Source organism: Myroides oncorhynchi, from assembly GCF_020905415.1.
Lineage (GTDB): Bacteria > Bacteroidota > Bacteroidia > Flavobacteriales > Flavobacteriaceae > Flavobacterium > Flavobacterium oncorhynchi_A.
The window spans coordinates 37,958-54,687 of record NZ_JAJJMP010000001.1 but is presented as its reverse complement, the minus strand read 5'-3'; the positions used below and the strand labels follow the sequence as shown (position 1 = coordinate 54,687).

5 protein-coding genes are annotated in these 16,730 nt (G+C 33.0%); all 5 read left to right on the top strand.

Going from position 1 to position 16,730, the window contains the following annotated elements:
• The first annotated feature begins 256 nt into the window (after window positions 1–256).
• The gene (locus tag LNQ81_RS00170) at window positions 257–2,206 is read left to right on the top strand and encodes a hypothetical protein (protein ID WP_229944171.1); all 1,950 of its coding nucleotides are present in this window, start codon (window positions 257–259) and stop codon (window positions 2,204–2,206) included.
• Between the two features lie 70 nt (window positions 2,207–2,276).
• The gene (locus LNQ81_RS00165) at window positions 2,277–3,086 is read left to right on the top strand and encodes a hypothetical protein (protein WP_229944170.1); all 810 of its coding nucleotides are present in this window, start codon (window positions 2,277–2,279) and stop codon (window positions 3,084–3,086) included.
• A 61-nt stretch (window positions 3,087–3,147) separates the two neighbouring features.
• On the top strand, window positions 3,148–3,957 hold the full coding sequence (locus LNQ81_RS00160; RefSeq protein WP_229944169.1) for a hypothetical protein: 810 nt from the start codon (window positions 3,148–3,150) through the stop codon (window positions 3,955–3,957).
• Between the two features lie 4 nt (window positions 3,958–3,961).
• Window positions 3,962–4,747 carry a hypothetical protein gene (locus LNQ81_RS00155; RefSeq protein ID WP_229944168.1) on the top strand — a complete coding sequence of 262 codons (786 nt, stop codon included), beginning with the start codon at window positions 3,962–3,964 and terminating at the stop codon, window positions 4,745–4,747.
• Between the two features lie 1,193 nt (window positions 4,748–5,940).
• Window positions 5,941–16,689 (top strand): hypothetical protein, encoded by a 10,749-nt coding sequence (locus LNQ81_RS00150; protein WP_229944167.1) that lies wholly within the window; start codon window positions 5,941–5,943, stop codon window positions 16,687–16,689.
• Window positions 16,690–16,730 lie beyond the last annotated feature (41 nt).

Genomic DNA, 16,730 nt, shown 5'->3' with positions numbered 1-16,730 from the left:
TAAAAAAAATAGTTTTATGGTCTTTTTGTTGAAGTAAAAAGACTTTTTGATTTTATTTTTTGATAAAACTTCCTGTTTTGTATGTAATAGAACAATCTTTTGTAGAGGCTACTAGGATGTAATTATTAATAATATTTGTTTTAATTGTTAATTGTGTTAATTTATTTATTAATTTCGTCTATTGTTAAGGTAATTTATGGTTGGTATAGATTATTTTTAACTTTAAAAAACAGATGAATATTATAAAAAGAATACTATGAAAAAGAAACTACTATTTGTTGGTGTTGCCTTTATGACACTAAGTGCAATACAAGCTCAAGAAGGTGTAGGTATTGGTAAATCTGTTTTACCTGATGCTACTGCGGTATTAGATGTTGGATCAGATACCAAAGGTATTTTGATTCCACGTGTAAACTTGTTAAAAGAAGATGATAAAACAACTATTAAAGGAGGAGATTATCCAGAAAGTCTATTAGTATACCATAAAAAGGGAACTGGTTCGGTATTAACCTCAGGATATTATTTCTGGAATGGAACTCTATGGAAAGCCTTGATGTCAAAGTCAAGTACTGAGTTATCTGAAACATTAACAAGTCTTTCAGTTAAAATAGAAAACAAAGAAACGGTATTGTCTTATAAAGACGAAAAAGGATTGTCAACAGATATTGAAATTTCTAAGGAATTAAAAAACAGTGAGAATTTTAAAACCTGGATTAATAGTTTAGTATCGGCTAAAGCTGCTGGGGTTTCTTTTGTAGATGGACCTGGAATAAAAGTTGTAGGTACAGACATTGGTACACCAGAGGCACCTTTGATGGAATATACCATATCAGCTTTGCCAAATGGAATTACTTTGGCAGGAGATGTAACAGGTAAGGCAGACAATACCAGTGTAGATAAAATTAAAGGTATTGAGGTTGTAACACCTGGTGATACTAATTTTGGAGAAGCTTTAATATATGGAGCTGATAAAAAATGGAAAACAGGTAAGCCAATTGTTGAGATAAAAGATATTACCAATAAAGCTGACCTAACAGGAGTTGGTGCAATTAAAGTTACTAGTGGTGGTACAGGCGCACTACTAGCAGCGACAACATTAGAGATAGATACTAAGGGTATTAAAAGTACAATGATTGATGATGCAGCAGTAACTACAGATAAGATAGTGGATGGAGCTGTAACCTTGGGAAAATTAGCTGAGGGAACTGGAGTAGATTTAGTGTTGACTACAGATGCCAATAAAAAACCAACATGGGTTGCTAAAACAGATATTGCAACTAAAGCTACATTAACAACAGGTGGTGGAATAGTAGTAGGTGATGGTACCTCTTCGGTTACCACGGCTGATAATTCAATCTTAAAGGCAACCACTATTAGTCTTAAAGATGGTGGAGTATCTGAGGTTAAATTAGCAAGTAATGCAGTAACGACAACTAAGGTGGCTGATGGTGCAATCACCTTGGGAAAATTAGCTGAGGGAACCGGAGTAGATTTAGTGTTGACCACAGATGCCAATAAAAAACCAACATGGGTTGCTAAAACAGATATTGCAACTAAAGCGACATTAACAACAGGTGGTGGAATAGTAGTAGGTGATGGTACCTCTTCGGTTACTACGGCTGATAATTCAATCTTAAAGGCAACCACTATTAGTCTTAAAGATGGTGGAGTATCTGATGTTAAATTAGCAACCGATGCAGTAACAACAGTTAAGATTAAAGATTTAAATATTACAAATGCTAAGATTGCTGCCAGTACATTGACAGTGGATAAATTGGCTACTGATCTGGCTAATAAAAATAAACATTTAACTACAGATAAAACAGGTAAACCTCAATGGGAATCTAAACATATTGTAGTTACTACCGCTACACCTATAGCAACTAATGAAGTAGTTGATGGATTTAAGGTTTATACCCTTAAAATAGCTGATGGTACTGTAGTTGAACCTAATGCTACAGGAACAGCCTTGGGATATAATTCTGCAATCAAAGCTATCCCAGTTGCTAATTTAAGTTATTTGCTTACAGCCCAGGTTTATGATAAAGATAATAAACTGCTTGTAAGTGGGGTGACAGATGTTACTAACAATGTTGGGGTATCTGTATCATTTAGATTCGGGGTAAATAATATGTATAGTGTTTTACCTGTAAAAGCAGATTACAAGGTGTTATTAAAATATGTGTCAAACGAGGCTGCTGATTAATTAGCATAGAATTTAAACTATAAAAAGCAGTAAAAATTACTGCTTTTTTTTTTACTAAAATCTTAACTATATGAAGATATTTCGCAATTACATAAACATACTATATTTAAGTTTACTTTTAGTTAGTTTTGGATATAGTGGCTATGGACAGATTGCAATGGGTAGCAATACTGTTCCAAATCCTAATACAGATTTGATATTGGGATCAGCTAATAAAGGAGTGTTGTTAAACCGCGTTAAATTGCAAAGTATAACTTCTGCTGCGCCATTGGATGTATTACATATAAAACCTGGTATGCTTGTGTATAACACAAATGTAACAACAGATTTACAAGAAGGGCTTTATTATTGGACTAGTAAAAATAATTGGTCTCGTATGTATGTGAAATCTTCACCTACAAGGGAAATGAACCAAATAGGTTTTAAAGAAACAAGTAAAGAATATTCTGTACCCTATTCTACTTCAAGTACTCCTGCTTTTGTTAATATAGATCAATTAGATTTTGATTATGTAGCTACAATGAGTGGTGATGTTTTTATAGAATTAACTGTATACGCTTTTTTTGCAGAAAATACTTCACCTAAAGCAGGAAATACTTATTGCTATACAACTGTGGTTGATAATACTGGCAAGGAGGTCTTTAAAGGAATTACAGCAATTTCGCCTTATACACTTTCTAGTAACGAAGGGTTAATGCCAACACAAGGGTACTCAAACTTTGTTTTTACAGTAGAAAAAGGAAAGACTTATCACATTAAAACAACAGCAAATGAGACTTATGCTAGTGGATGGGCTGTTTTTTTAGGAGATTATACTTTGGCTGGTAATAAATTGCATTCTTCAATAAAAATAACATTCTTATCAGAACCCAAACTATAAATATATTCAAAAGAATTTTTTTATGGCTAACCATAAGATTCTAGATTAAAAAATGAAAGTTATGAAGGAAAATAAAATTAAGTCCAAGCTTACAACATTATTAATTTGTATAGTGCAGTTGTTTTGTTTTGTAGGTTTTAGTCAAGTTGGGATAAAAACTACTTTACCCAATAAGTCTGCTGAGTTGACCTTGGGTTCAGACAATAAAGCAATACTGTTTAATAGAGTAGAATTAGTTGATAGAAACTCACCTAAACCTTTATCAGATAAAGAATTATCAGTAGGTATGATTGTTTTTAATACAAAAGAAACAACAGAGCTATCTGAAGGGTTTTACTTTTGGAGTAGTGATAAAAAATGGAATAAATTATTTATGAAATCAGTTCCTACTAGACAGTCTAATTACATTGATTTTCTGCAAACTAAAAGCTCCATCACCTTAACAAATCCAACTGTACCTTTTGAGCTGACAGATTTAAATTATGATTATGCAGCAGTAGAAGATGGAACAGTATATTTAGATTATGTTTTATACTCTACACTGAGTAATGCTGAGTTTGTTGGTGCAACCAAAACTACTTTTGTTTGTTTAGTAACTGATGGTTTGAATAATCAAGTTTTTAAAGGAGCTGTTGTTATTTCTCCTATGATGGTAGAATCTAATACAGGAAGTAATTCAATAGCAGGTAAAGGAAATTTCTTTTTTGAAATAAAAGCGGGCCAAACATATAAGATACGCATGACAGTAGTTGATAATTATACAGGAAAATATAAAAATTTAATGAAGGTTCGTGTTGGTGATTTTGAGTGGTCAAGTTATAAATCTCATTCCTCATTGAAGATAACTTTTTTATCTAAACCTAATATGTAATATTATGAAATTTAAAATCTTGTTAGTTAAAAGTATATTGTCTTTATTTATATTAATAGGTAATAATCTATATGCTCAAATTGGATTTGGAACCAATTTTCCTGATGTAAATGCCGATTTAACACTTGGTTCTGAAAATAAAGGATTATTGCTCAACAATGTAAAATTAGTGAGTGAGACTTCTTCTAGTCCATTAATCCTTAAGGACATGCTACCTGGTATGATGGTGTATAATACTACAGAAAATAGTGATTTTAAGGAAGGAATTTATTATTGGACAAAAGACAATAAATGGTCTCGAATGTATGTTAAAACTAAACCTACTCGAGATATGCAGTTTGTGACTTTTAAACAAACAAATACTCAGGTTATTATAACTAAAAGTACCTCGACAACACCTGTTCCAGAATTAAATTTTGATTATAAATCAGAGAAAAATGGCTTGTTGTTTTTAGACTATGTTTTATATGCTCTTTTGGAAAATGGTAAACCCAAGGCAGGAAATGTTTTTTGTTATACTATAGTTACTGATGATAGCAATACCGAGGTGTTTAAAGGAATAACTGCTATATCTCCATATGTTGTTATTGACAATCAAGGTAGTAATTCTTCTTTTGGACTCTCTAGCTTTGTATTTCCAGTTGTTAAAGGCAAGAATTATAAAATTAGGTTAACAACACATGAAACATATGCAAGCCCTCACGTGGTTAGAGTTGGAGATTTTAGATATGGAGGGCAGACTGCCCATTCTTCGATGAAAGTGACTTTTATGTCAGACCCAGAGTATTAGATATTATAAGAGAAAAAATATGAAAAAAAGCAGTAGTAGACTTTTGTCTACTACTGCTTTTTTTATTGTGTCAGGCATAAGTACATGTTTTAAGCACGTCATTTTACTAAACAGGGCTAGTAAATGACAAAGGTCTTCATTGTAGGGATGAATCTAAAAAGAATTCTTAGGCAAGGTTTTACCTAGGAAGCAGAAGCTATTTAGGGTTATAAATCTCAAATAAGGCTTAAAATTAAAGTTTTAAACTCAACAAAGCCATGATAGCATATATATAGGTTATGTGATATGAAAGTTATTGTTTCTTAGGCAAGTCTTATAGATAATAGGGAAAGGGAATCTAGACTTTGAATAAGAATTGCCATAACAATATAGTATGTGAATATACGGGGGATAATAGCTATAAATTTCACAAAATTTTAAACCTAAACTTTAAACAGATGTATTGTAAATAAAGGCTATATCCTTTTTACTATACCTATCTTTTATGGATAAGGACAGGATCTTAGAATTATTAGAAAAGTGTGGACTTAGACAGGGGTAATTTAAGATAAGCTAATAAAGGGAAAGGGGGGGGGATTCCAATGGTATTTCACTTTAAATGTTTTAGCCCAAATTTGTATGTTAAATGGCGTTATAGGTAGATAAAATAAATAATCTTCAACGCTTATTTAATTGATAAAAAGTCAAAATAAGAGTGTTTATGATAATAGTGTGTATTAGAAATGTTATTTCTAAATAACAATATTGTGTTAATATATTTTTAGCATGTTAAAATTTAGTATTCTAATTAGATTTTAATCTTTGGTATGATTTTAGAGTATGATTCTTTTAGATATATAGTTTTGTAGACATTTTTACATTAAGCGCATAAATAAAATAGTATTGTTAAACCCATGATCAAGTTGGTTTTAAATTGGGTAAAAGACTTGTGTAATACTTGTTTTTTTGTGAACTTGTTTTTTGAATATTGTGAAAACAAATAAAATAATATAGTGTAAAAAATGAGATTGTTAAACGGATAGTTGTGATTAAGTATTGATATTTAATAAAATAAAAATCAATATTTAATAAATATTGTTCGTTTGTTATTAACTATTTAATTTTGCTAAACTAATGTTTGTGAAAACATCATTTTATTGATGATTATTTTGTTAATAATTAAGTATATTTATGATGGAATATAACAAAGAAATATGAAAAAAAAAGTAATTACTATTGGTGTTTTGATGATGAGCGGTTTTGTGTTTTCTCAAGTTGGTATTGGCACAAGAGCACCACATCGTTCTGCATTGTTGGAATTAAAAGCTGATGCAGGTGAGTATAGAGGAGTATTAATCCCGCGTATTCCTTTAAGAGATTTAAATGATAAATCATTTATAAATAAAGGTGATGTAGCAACGAGCTTGTTAATATTTAATACTACGGATAATGCTGTATTAGCTCCTGGTTTTTACTATTGGAAGGCAAAAGAATGGGTTCGTGTTATAGATAGTAAAGATGTAATAGACAATCTGGATAATTTTCCTAGAAACAGTGTATTGGGGGTTGTGGATGATAAATTAGTTCTTGAGGATACTAAAGGAGGTAAAGTAGAAACTCCTATAAAAGATCTTAATATTGTTACAACAATTAAAGAAATTGACAAAGGGAAGTATGTTTATACAAATGAAGCTGGAGTTACTCAGGTAATAGATGTAACAGGAAGTGTAATTAATAATATTACTGAAATCCTTAAAGATGAAAAAGTAGTAGAACAAATATATACTAGCGTAGCTGCAAAGGGTAAGGCTGCAACTACAGCAGATGGATCGATAAAAATTGACAATGGAGCAAAAGCTGTATTACATCCAATGCAGTTATCAGTAGCAGAACGTGGAATTACTCCAAAGAAGATGGCTCCTGGGGCTAATGGTAGTTTTTTAATTACCACAAATAGTGGTACTGTAAAATGGGTGAGTGCTACAGATGAGTCTATTAAAGAAATATTATCATTAAATCAGGCCATTACGTTATTGCAAGACAATAACGATGGTACTCTTACTTATTACAATGAATCATGCTTTGATAAAGAGGGTAAATTTATAGCTGGATCAGTAGGGCAAAAATTTGATTCTAATACCTTGAGAATCGATGCTACAACAGATGGAAAATACAAGTTTTATGATGGACGTAGTAAAGATACTCCAGTGGCAATTATTGATGTAAAGGGAACTGTAATAGAGAATATCACAGAAATCTTAGAAAACAATACAGTTAAACAACAAATATATCAAACAGTAGCTGCTCAAGGTAAGAAGGTATCAGGTGATGAAGCTATAGCTATAAAGGATGGGGAAAAAGCTGTATTAACAGAAATGACTATCTCTTTAAAGGATAAAGGAATCAATATAGGTAAATTAAAACCAGGTGGAAATAAACAAATATTAGTTACAGATAAAAATGGCAATGTACAATGGGTTGCGGCTAATGATGAAGTTATCAAAGAAGCTATTAAATTTAATGAACGCGTAACAGTTTTAGAGAATCATCACAATGGTACATTCACATATTATAATGAACATGGTGTTGATGAACAAGGAAATGTTATTACAGGTAAGGGGATTTATTTCGATGCAAATACACTTCGCATAGAAGAAAGAAAGGGAGCTAAAGGTAAAGGTGTTTATGACTTCTATGATGGAATGAAAACAAAAGAAAAAGCAGATCCTTTGATGACCATTAATACTCGTGCTAGTGCAATTGTATATGAAAATAATTCAACAATCATACAGGGTGATAATTTACAAGATGTTGTAAATAACATTATTGCCAAAGTAGAGATAGCACAAGGTGCGCCACAAGCTGTAAAAGGTGATGGAATTTTAATCAATGATAATGCGATTTTAGCAGGAGCAGTTTTAAAGGAAATGCTATTGAGTATTGCAGACAATGCTATTTCAACAGATAAGATAGTAGACGGAGCTGTTACTTCATATAAGTTAAAAGATAAGGCTGTTACTACTGCTAAGATAGAACCAGGGGCAGAAAAGCATATTTTAGTTACTAAAAATGGAGAAGTTAAGTGGGTGCCTTCTACAGATGAAATTATCAAAGAAGTAGTAAAAACCAATGAGGTTGTAACCCTGATTGTAAACAATAATAATGGAACGTATTCTTATTACAATGAAAAATCAATAGATACAAATGGGCAACCTATTGATGCAAAAGGAGTTTTAATTGATGCAAACACATTAAATATTACAGATGACACAAAAGGGAAGTATATATTTAGTGATGGTACAGGTGTTATAGCTACTATTGATATTAAAGCAACAATCCTAACCAATATTGATCAGATATTAAACAATACCACTGTTCAGGATACAATTTATACCACTGTAGCTGCTAAAGGACAGAAATTAGAAGCAGAGGATACATCTATCCATATTGATGCAGGAGACAAAGCTGTTTTAAATAACACGAAAATATCTGTTGCTAATCAAGGAATTACAACAGCGAAGATAAAACCAGGCATAGATAAGTACTTATTGGTTACAAAAGATGGAGAAGTTAAGTGGGTTCCAGCTTCGGATTCAATTATTACAGAGGTAATAGATAGTAATGAAACAGTTACATTATTAACAGTTAATCCTAATGGAACGTTTACTTATCAAAATGAAAAGAATATCAAAGAAGCAACAGCAGGTGTTGAATTTGATGCAAATACTCTAAAGATACAAGAAAAAGCAGGGGCTAAAGGAGTTTATATCTTCTATGATGGAAAAACAACTTTAGCAGCTCCACTTATGACTATTGATATAGCGGGGACTGTGATTGAGAATATCAAAGAGATATTAAATGATACTACAGTACAAAATGATATTTATACAACAGTAGCAGCACAAGCACAAGCAGTGACTTCTGCTAAGGGATCTATTGAATTAGTAGGAGCTGATAAAGCAGTATTGAATCAAATGCAGCTTGATATTGCTAAGGATGGAGTTACCACTGAAATGATAAAAGATAAGACTGTAACGCCTGGTAAATTAGCCCCAGGGACTAAAGTAGGGCAGTTATTAGTGACAAATGTGAATAAGCAGGCACAGTGGGTAGATGCAACCGATCAAGTGATTAAAGATTTTTTAAAAGGAAATCAAGCAATTACAGTGATTAAAGATTTAGGCAATGGTAAGTTCACTTATTTCAATGAAGATTGTTTTGATGCAGATGGTACACCTAATGGCCAACCAGGGATTACATTTGATGCAAATACATTAAGAATTGACACAGAGAAAGTAAATAATAAGCAAACAGGGAAGTACACTTTTTATGATAAAACAAGTACAACTGCGTTGGCGACAATTAATGTATCTGAAGATGTAATCAATAATATTACAGGTATTCTGAACAATGAAGATGTAAAGAATCAAATATTTAATACAGTAGCCTCAAAAGGTAAAAAAGTCGAGAGTACTGATGGTTCTATGGCTATTACTGGTGGCGATAAAGCAGCATTAAGTCAGTTGACTATTAATATTAAAGAAGGTGGGGTGACTACTACTAAGATTAGCTCTCAAGGAGCAGATCAAGGAAGTGTACTAACTGCTGATGGTCTAGGCAAAGTTGATTTTAAGACTCCTACAGAATCTGTAGCCCCTGCCATGAAAGGAGATTTAGTTGGAGAGGATACAGTAATTAAAATTGATGGAGGAAAAGATGTTCTTTTTGGAGTAGATGGCAAAGAGACTAAGATATCTATTAATACAGGAGGAATTACAAGTAAGCATATCCAGAATGAGACAATCCAGAATGATGATATTGCCAATAAAACAATAACAGCTACTAAATTAAGTGCTGATACAGCCATTGAAGGAGCTGTGGCAACTGCTCAAGCAGATGGTACAGTTGTATACTCACCACTTTTAGCTAGTAATATTGCCAATAAAGCAGATATTAAAGTAGAAGATGGTATTGCTGTAGATAACGGAACAGGAAAAGTGTTAGCAGATGTTACTTTAAGTTTGAACGATAAAGGAGTATCACCAACAAAACTAACTCCTGGTATTGATAAGTATCTTTTAGTAACTAAAGCAGGAAAGGCAGAGTGGGTAGAGGCAAAAGATGATATTATAAAAGATGCAATTAGCAGCAATGAGACTGTAACTGTATTAAAAAATTTAGGTAAGGGAATTTATACCTATTTTAATGAAGATGCTGTTAAGAACAATACTACAGGGGTAAATATTGATGTAAACTCACTGTCTATTGATAGTAGTAAACCAGGAGTATATGTATTTAAAGATTTGTCTTCAGATAATCCACTGGCTACAATTGATATTGCAAGTGATGTAATTAATTCTATTGTAACTATTTTAGGTGATAACAATGTTAAGTTAGAAATATATAAAATAGTAGCAGCACAAGGAAAAGCAATTACTTCTACTGATGGTTCATTGAGTATTCCAGTTGGAAATAAAGCAGGATTAGCAGACTTAAATATTGAAATTGCTAAGGATGGTGTTACAACAGATCACATTGCTGATAGACAAGTAACAGCAGCTAAATTAGTAGCAGACTCAATTACTCAAGAAGGTTTTGTAGCAACAGTGAATGCCGATGGAACAGTAAGTTATAAATCATTGACAAGTACTGATGTATCAGGTAAAGCTGCAGCTTTAAAAACAGATAATATTATTCAAGTAGATGGAGGTAATTCTAAGGCAGGAGTACTATTCTCTGAAGCAACTTTAAGCATTAAAAATAAAGCAATAGGAACAGATCAATTGGCCGATGGTGCCGTTACTACTGCCCAAATAGAAGATCATGCCGTTACTACTAATAAAATATCTTCAGAAGGTGTTGGAGAAAAAAGAATACTAGTAAGTGGACCTGGTAATACTGTAGTTTGGAAAGAGATGGGAGATTTTGAAGAAATATCTTCAGGAGATTTAACTACAGATAATATCATTACAATGTCTACAAATGGTAAAGGAACAATTTTAAAAGATATAAAATTAGGGATAGCTGATAAGAGTATTACAAAAGCAAAATTGAGTTCAGAAGACGATTCTAATATTGGTACTAATATTTTAAAAGATAGAATATTAGTAACAGATGGCAATGGAGGTTTTGATTATGTAAGTAAAGATGCTGTTTTAATGGGAGGAAAAGATTTATTTGTAGGCAATGCACTTGAATTTACCCAAGGAAACGGAAAAAGCACAGTTTTAGTAGAGACTAATATTAATGTAAAAGACAAAGGTATTACACCTGCTAAGATCTCTTCAACTGGAGCAGATAAAAATACTGTATTAACTGCAGATGGACAAGGCAATGTGGCTTATGAAAAACTTAGTGAAACTGCTTTTGATGGAAAAGGAGCTGAGTTAAAATCAGAAGGATCATTAAATATTGCTGCTGGAAATCAAGCTGTATTAAAAGAAACAACAATTGATATTGCAGAAAAAGGAGTTCAAACCAAACATATTGCCGATGAGAATGTAACAGTAGATAAATTAAAAGCTGGAGTTGCTAAACAGTTATTAATTACTAATGCAGGAGGTAAGGCACAGTGGGTTGATGGATCAGACACAATTATAAAAGATATTGTTGCCACCCATGAAAAGATAACAGTTTTAACAGATAATCAAGATGGTACATTTACCTATCAAAACGAGGCTGATATAACCAACGGTACACCAGGTATTAGGTTTAGTGCCAATACATTGACTATTACGGATAATGGAAAAGGGAAATATGTTTTTACAGATAAATCTGGAAATGGAGATTTAGCAACTATTGATATTCAGGCTACTATAATTAGTAATATTACAGAATTATTAAAAGATATAAATGTAAAACAAGAGATATACAATGTAGTAGCAACTCAGGGGAAGAAAGTATCTGAGGGAGATGCTATTGCCATTGAAGGTGGTGAGAAGGCTGCTTTAAGTGAAATGACAATTTCTCTTAAAGATAAAGGGGTAACCACAGCTAAGTTATCCTCAATAGGAGCATCAAACAATACAGTCTTAACAGCAAATGGAAATGGGGATGTGGCTTATAAGCCATTAAGCACAGGAGCTTTTGCAGGATCAGAAGCAGAGTTAAAAACAGATGGCTCACTAAATATTCCTTTAAATAATAAAGCAGTTTTAAAAGAAACAACTATTGGTATTGCTGATCTGGGAGTTAAAACAAAACATATAGCTGCTAAGGTTGTTACAGTAGACAAAATAGGCACTAATGAACCTGAAGGAAAAGTATTGACATCTAACGGGGAAGGTGGAGCTGCCTTTAAAACTCTAAAAGAAGTAGTCGCAGAGCAAGGTAAGGCAATAAAAGGTGATTCGGCCATTAAGGTAGAAGGAGGAACACAAGCAGCGCTTACTGAGGTAATGCTTACGCTTAATGATGCAAGTATTACTAATTCGAAGTTAGCCACTGATGCGGTATCAAAAGATAAGATTCAAGATAAAGCAATCACTGCGTCTAAGATGATGGGTGAACAGGCAAGAACTATATTAATTACGGATGCTATAGGTAATGTAAGATGGGCAGATGCAAATGAGAACGTAATCAAAGATATGGTTAATCATGCAGAGTCATTGACTTTGTTAAGAGATAATACAGACGGTACATTTACTTATTTTAATGAAGATCAGGTAGACAATAAAGGGAATGTTGTTTCTGGAGCAAAAGGCATAACCTTTGACGCAAATACGCTAATGGTTGATACAAAAACTCCTGGTGTATATGTATTGAAAGATAAGTCTGCAAAAGAAAACCTAGCAGTAATAGATACACGTGCAAGCCATATCATCTTTGAAGGTGATAATATTGAATATAATAATGTAGAAGAAGCTATTGTATCTATTACTAAAAAAATAGAGCAATTAGAAAAAGTAGAAATACAAAAAGCTCCCTTATCAGGTAAAGGTATTTTAGTGGATGGCAAAGCAAGTGTAGCTGATGTTGTCTTTAAAGCTGTAGAATTGAGTATTGCAGATAATGCAATTACTACTTCTAAAATTGCGGATGAGAATGTAAGTGTTCAAAAAATAAAAGCAGGAAAAGCAAAACAGCTTTTAGTTACCAATATTACTGGTAAAACAGAGTGGGTAGATGCCTCAAGTGATATCATTAAAGATATTGTACAGACACAAGAAAGAGTAACTATTTTAGAGGATAATCAGGATGGTACATTTACTTATTTTAGTGAGAAAGACCTTGATAAAGATGGAAATAGAATAGGGGATGGTGTAACCTTTAATGCCAATACCTTAAAAATCGAAGTAATAGGTAAAGGCAAGTATGAATTTTACGACAAATCACAAGGTGCTCCTTTAGCCACAATAGATGTTGCTTCTGATGTTATTGAGAACATTTTAGAGATTATTAAAGATATAAATGTTAAGGAAGAAATCTATAATACAATAGCAGCTCAAGGTAAGAAAGTATCTGCAGGTGACGCTATTGCTATTACAGGGGGAGATCAGGCTGCTTTAAATGAAATGACAATTTCTCTTAAAGATGAAGGGGTAAGTTCTGAGAAGATAAAAGGACACGCGGTAACAGAAGATAAACTATTTGCAGCAGAAAATAAAAAGGATTTTGTGCCAGTAGTACAAGTAGATGGTACAGTGAAGTATCAACCAATCTCAACTGTAGTTACAGGGCAGATGTTAACAACTGATAATTCATTAACAGCTACGGGTAATGTATCTAAAGCGCTATTACAAGAGTTGGATTTAAAAGTAAGTTCTCTTGGTATAGGCAATGAACATATTCAAAGTTTGTCTGTAACCACAGATAAAATTAGTTCTAAAATAAAAGATGGTGTTGCAATAAAAGGCGACGTTCTTACTGCCGATGGAGTTGGTAATACTGTTTTTTACTCAGCAAAAGAGATTGTTAATTCTGCTACTCAAGCTGACTTAGTAGGAGAAACTGGTGTTATTGTTGTAAAAGAAGGAGAGAATGTCTTGTTTGGAGATGCAACAAAGAAAACAACAATTCAGATTAACAAAGGAGGAATTAAAGGAGGGACAAATGGACATATTGCAGCAGGAACTATTCAGGATTTGAATATTGCAAATCAAAGTATTACTGTTGGTAAATTAACCGGTGCAGATGCCATAGAAGGTACAGTGGCAACTGTGGGGAAAAACGGTACAGTAAGTTACCAGCCTATAAGTCCAAATGTTATTACAAATAAAGGAACAGTAAGTGTAACAGATGGTCTTACATTATCTGAAAATGGAATAGATAAAGTATTGGCTGATTTTAGTATTGGTATAGAAGATACCTCTATTTCTATTACCAAGTTAGATGGTGGTGGAGCAGTAGCAGGAAGTGTTGCAACTGTAGGAGCTAACGGTCAGTCTGTATCATACCAGCCAATTTCTACAACAACATTAGCAAACAAAGGAACCTTGTCAACAGATGGTGTTATTTTGGTAGATAATGGGGTAGATAAGTTGTTAGAAAACACAAAACTGAGTATTGCTGAAGGTGGAATTTCAAATAAACACCTAGCAGGAAAAGCAGTTACAGTAGATAAGATGTCTTCTGTAGGTGTTGGTGAAAAAAGAGTCTTAATTAGCGGGGCGAATGATGAAGTAAAATGGGGTGAATTAGGAGATATCGTAACAAATACAGCAGGTAATTTAACCACTGATGGCATTGTTGTTCTTGAGCAAGGAACAGGTGTAAATACTCTATTGGCAGATGCAAAATTAGGTATTGCAGCAAATAGTATTACAAGTGATAAATTGAGTTCTAAAAAAGACAACCTACCTGTGGCTATTGATTATATTTTAGTTACTGATGGACAAGGTGGATTTGATTATGTAGAAAAAGAGGCAGTTCAAGCAGGAGGAGTTGATTTAAATGTAGGAACAGCACTTGAGTTTACCAATGGAACAACAGGTAAAAATGCTGTTTTAGCACCAACTTCACTTGATGTAAAAGACAAGGGAATTGGTACTGGTAAATTAACCGATGGAGCTGTAACAGTAGATAAAATATCTTCTGGAACCGCTGCTGCAAATACAGTATTGACCTCTTTAGGACAAGGTAAAGTAAGCTACAAAGCTTTAAGTAATACTGCTTTTGAAGGACAAGGGGTTGATTTGAAATCAGATTCGTCTATTAAAGTTTTAGCAGGAAATAAGGCATTGTTAAAAGAAACCAGCATTGAAATAGCTGAAGCAGGAATAGAAGCAAAGCATATAAAAGAAAAAGCAGTAACTCCAGATAAAATTAACTCAGTTAATGGCAAGGATAACTTTACAGAAGGAACATTCTTAGCTGCAGATGGTAAAGGAGCAACTACATATCAAACAATAGATAAAATTGCATTAACTCAAGGAAAAGAAGTTACCTCAGGAGATAAATCAATTGCAGTAACTGCAGGTAATAAAGCAGCTTTACAAAATTTAGATATTGCCCTTGCAAAGGGTGGAGTGAAAAATGAGCATATAGGTGCTAGACAAGTAACAGTAGATAAAATAGGATCGGGTGATACCGCACAAGGTTATTTATTAACCACTAATGGCCAAGGTGGAGCAGAATTTAAAGATGTAGGACAAGCGATGTCTGAAATAGGAAAACCTTTAGTAGGAGGAACGGGAATTACAGTTACTGGTGCAGGAAAAGAACATGCTTTGTTAGGCGATGCAACAATTAATATAGCAGAAAAAGGAGTTGGAGAACTACAGTTGGCAGATAACTCGGTTACAATGAGTAAAATAGCTTCTAAAAATGTTTCTGTTGATAAGTTAAGTGGTAAAGAAAAGGATAAAAATGTCGACAAAGGAAAAGTATTGACATCAGATGGTCAAGGAGGAGTAATTTTTGAATCACCTGCAGGAGCTACTACAACGGGTGAGTTAAAAGGGTCAGTTTCTATTAATGTAAATAATGGAAAAGGCGCCTTGTTACATGAGGCAGACATTACAGTTAAGGCAAGCGGAATTAATACTGTTCATTTAGCTAATGGTGCAGTGACAAATGAGAAGATTGCAGATGGAACAATTACAACAGAAAAAATAGGTAAAGAAGCTATTAAAAATGGGCAGATTGCTAAAAGTGCTGTTGGTAGAGATCAAATTTATATTCAAAATATTGATGAGAAACATTTTTCTACAGGAGCAGTAAGTACAAGAGCGTTAGCTAAAGATGCTGTAGCTACAGAGAAAATATCAGACGCAGCAGTAACTACAGCTAAAATGAATGCCGTAGGATCTACTATAGGACATGTATTGACAGTTGAATCTGGAGGAAAAGTTGCTTTTAAAGCTCCAACAGGTAGTAGTATTACTAAGAAAAATATTACTGAGTCAGCAACTATTAAAGCAACAAAAGGAGCAACAGGTTCTGTTCTAGAAGAAGTTCAATTAGAGATAATGAATAATAGTATAACAGGAGATCACATTAAGTATAATACTGTTGGTTATAAAAATATGCAAAGCAAAGCTGTTGGTCATAATGAACTTAGAGATGATGCTGTTTCTGGACGTGTAGTAGAGGATAAGGGAATAGGAGAAGAGAAAATTAGCTCAGGAACAACTGATGAAGGTTATGTTTTAACCTCAGATGGTCAAGGAGGTGCAGAATTTAGAGAAATAAAAGCAGGGAATGCTAAAGCAGCTATGCCTAAATTCTTTTATGCTCCAGCATTTTATATTACTGTTGAGCCTGGAGAAAAAGGAAGTGTAGATGTTTATGAATATTATGCACAACAATTTGGGGCTCCTAAAGCAATCAATTCAAGTGCTCAAAGAAAAACATTACCTGTCTTGGATTATGATGAATTAGATTATTATGTACTTTATTATGATGAACAAGTATTTAAAAATGTTGAAATTACAGATGGAGGAGATTTGAAATATGAAGTTAAAAATGATGCACAAGTAAGTACAAATACTTATTTTAATATAGTGTTTGGAGTAAGAGAGTAGAAGTTAATAAAGCCTATTTTATATAAAATAGGCTTTATCTA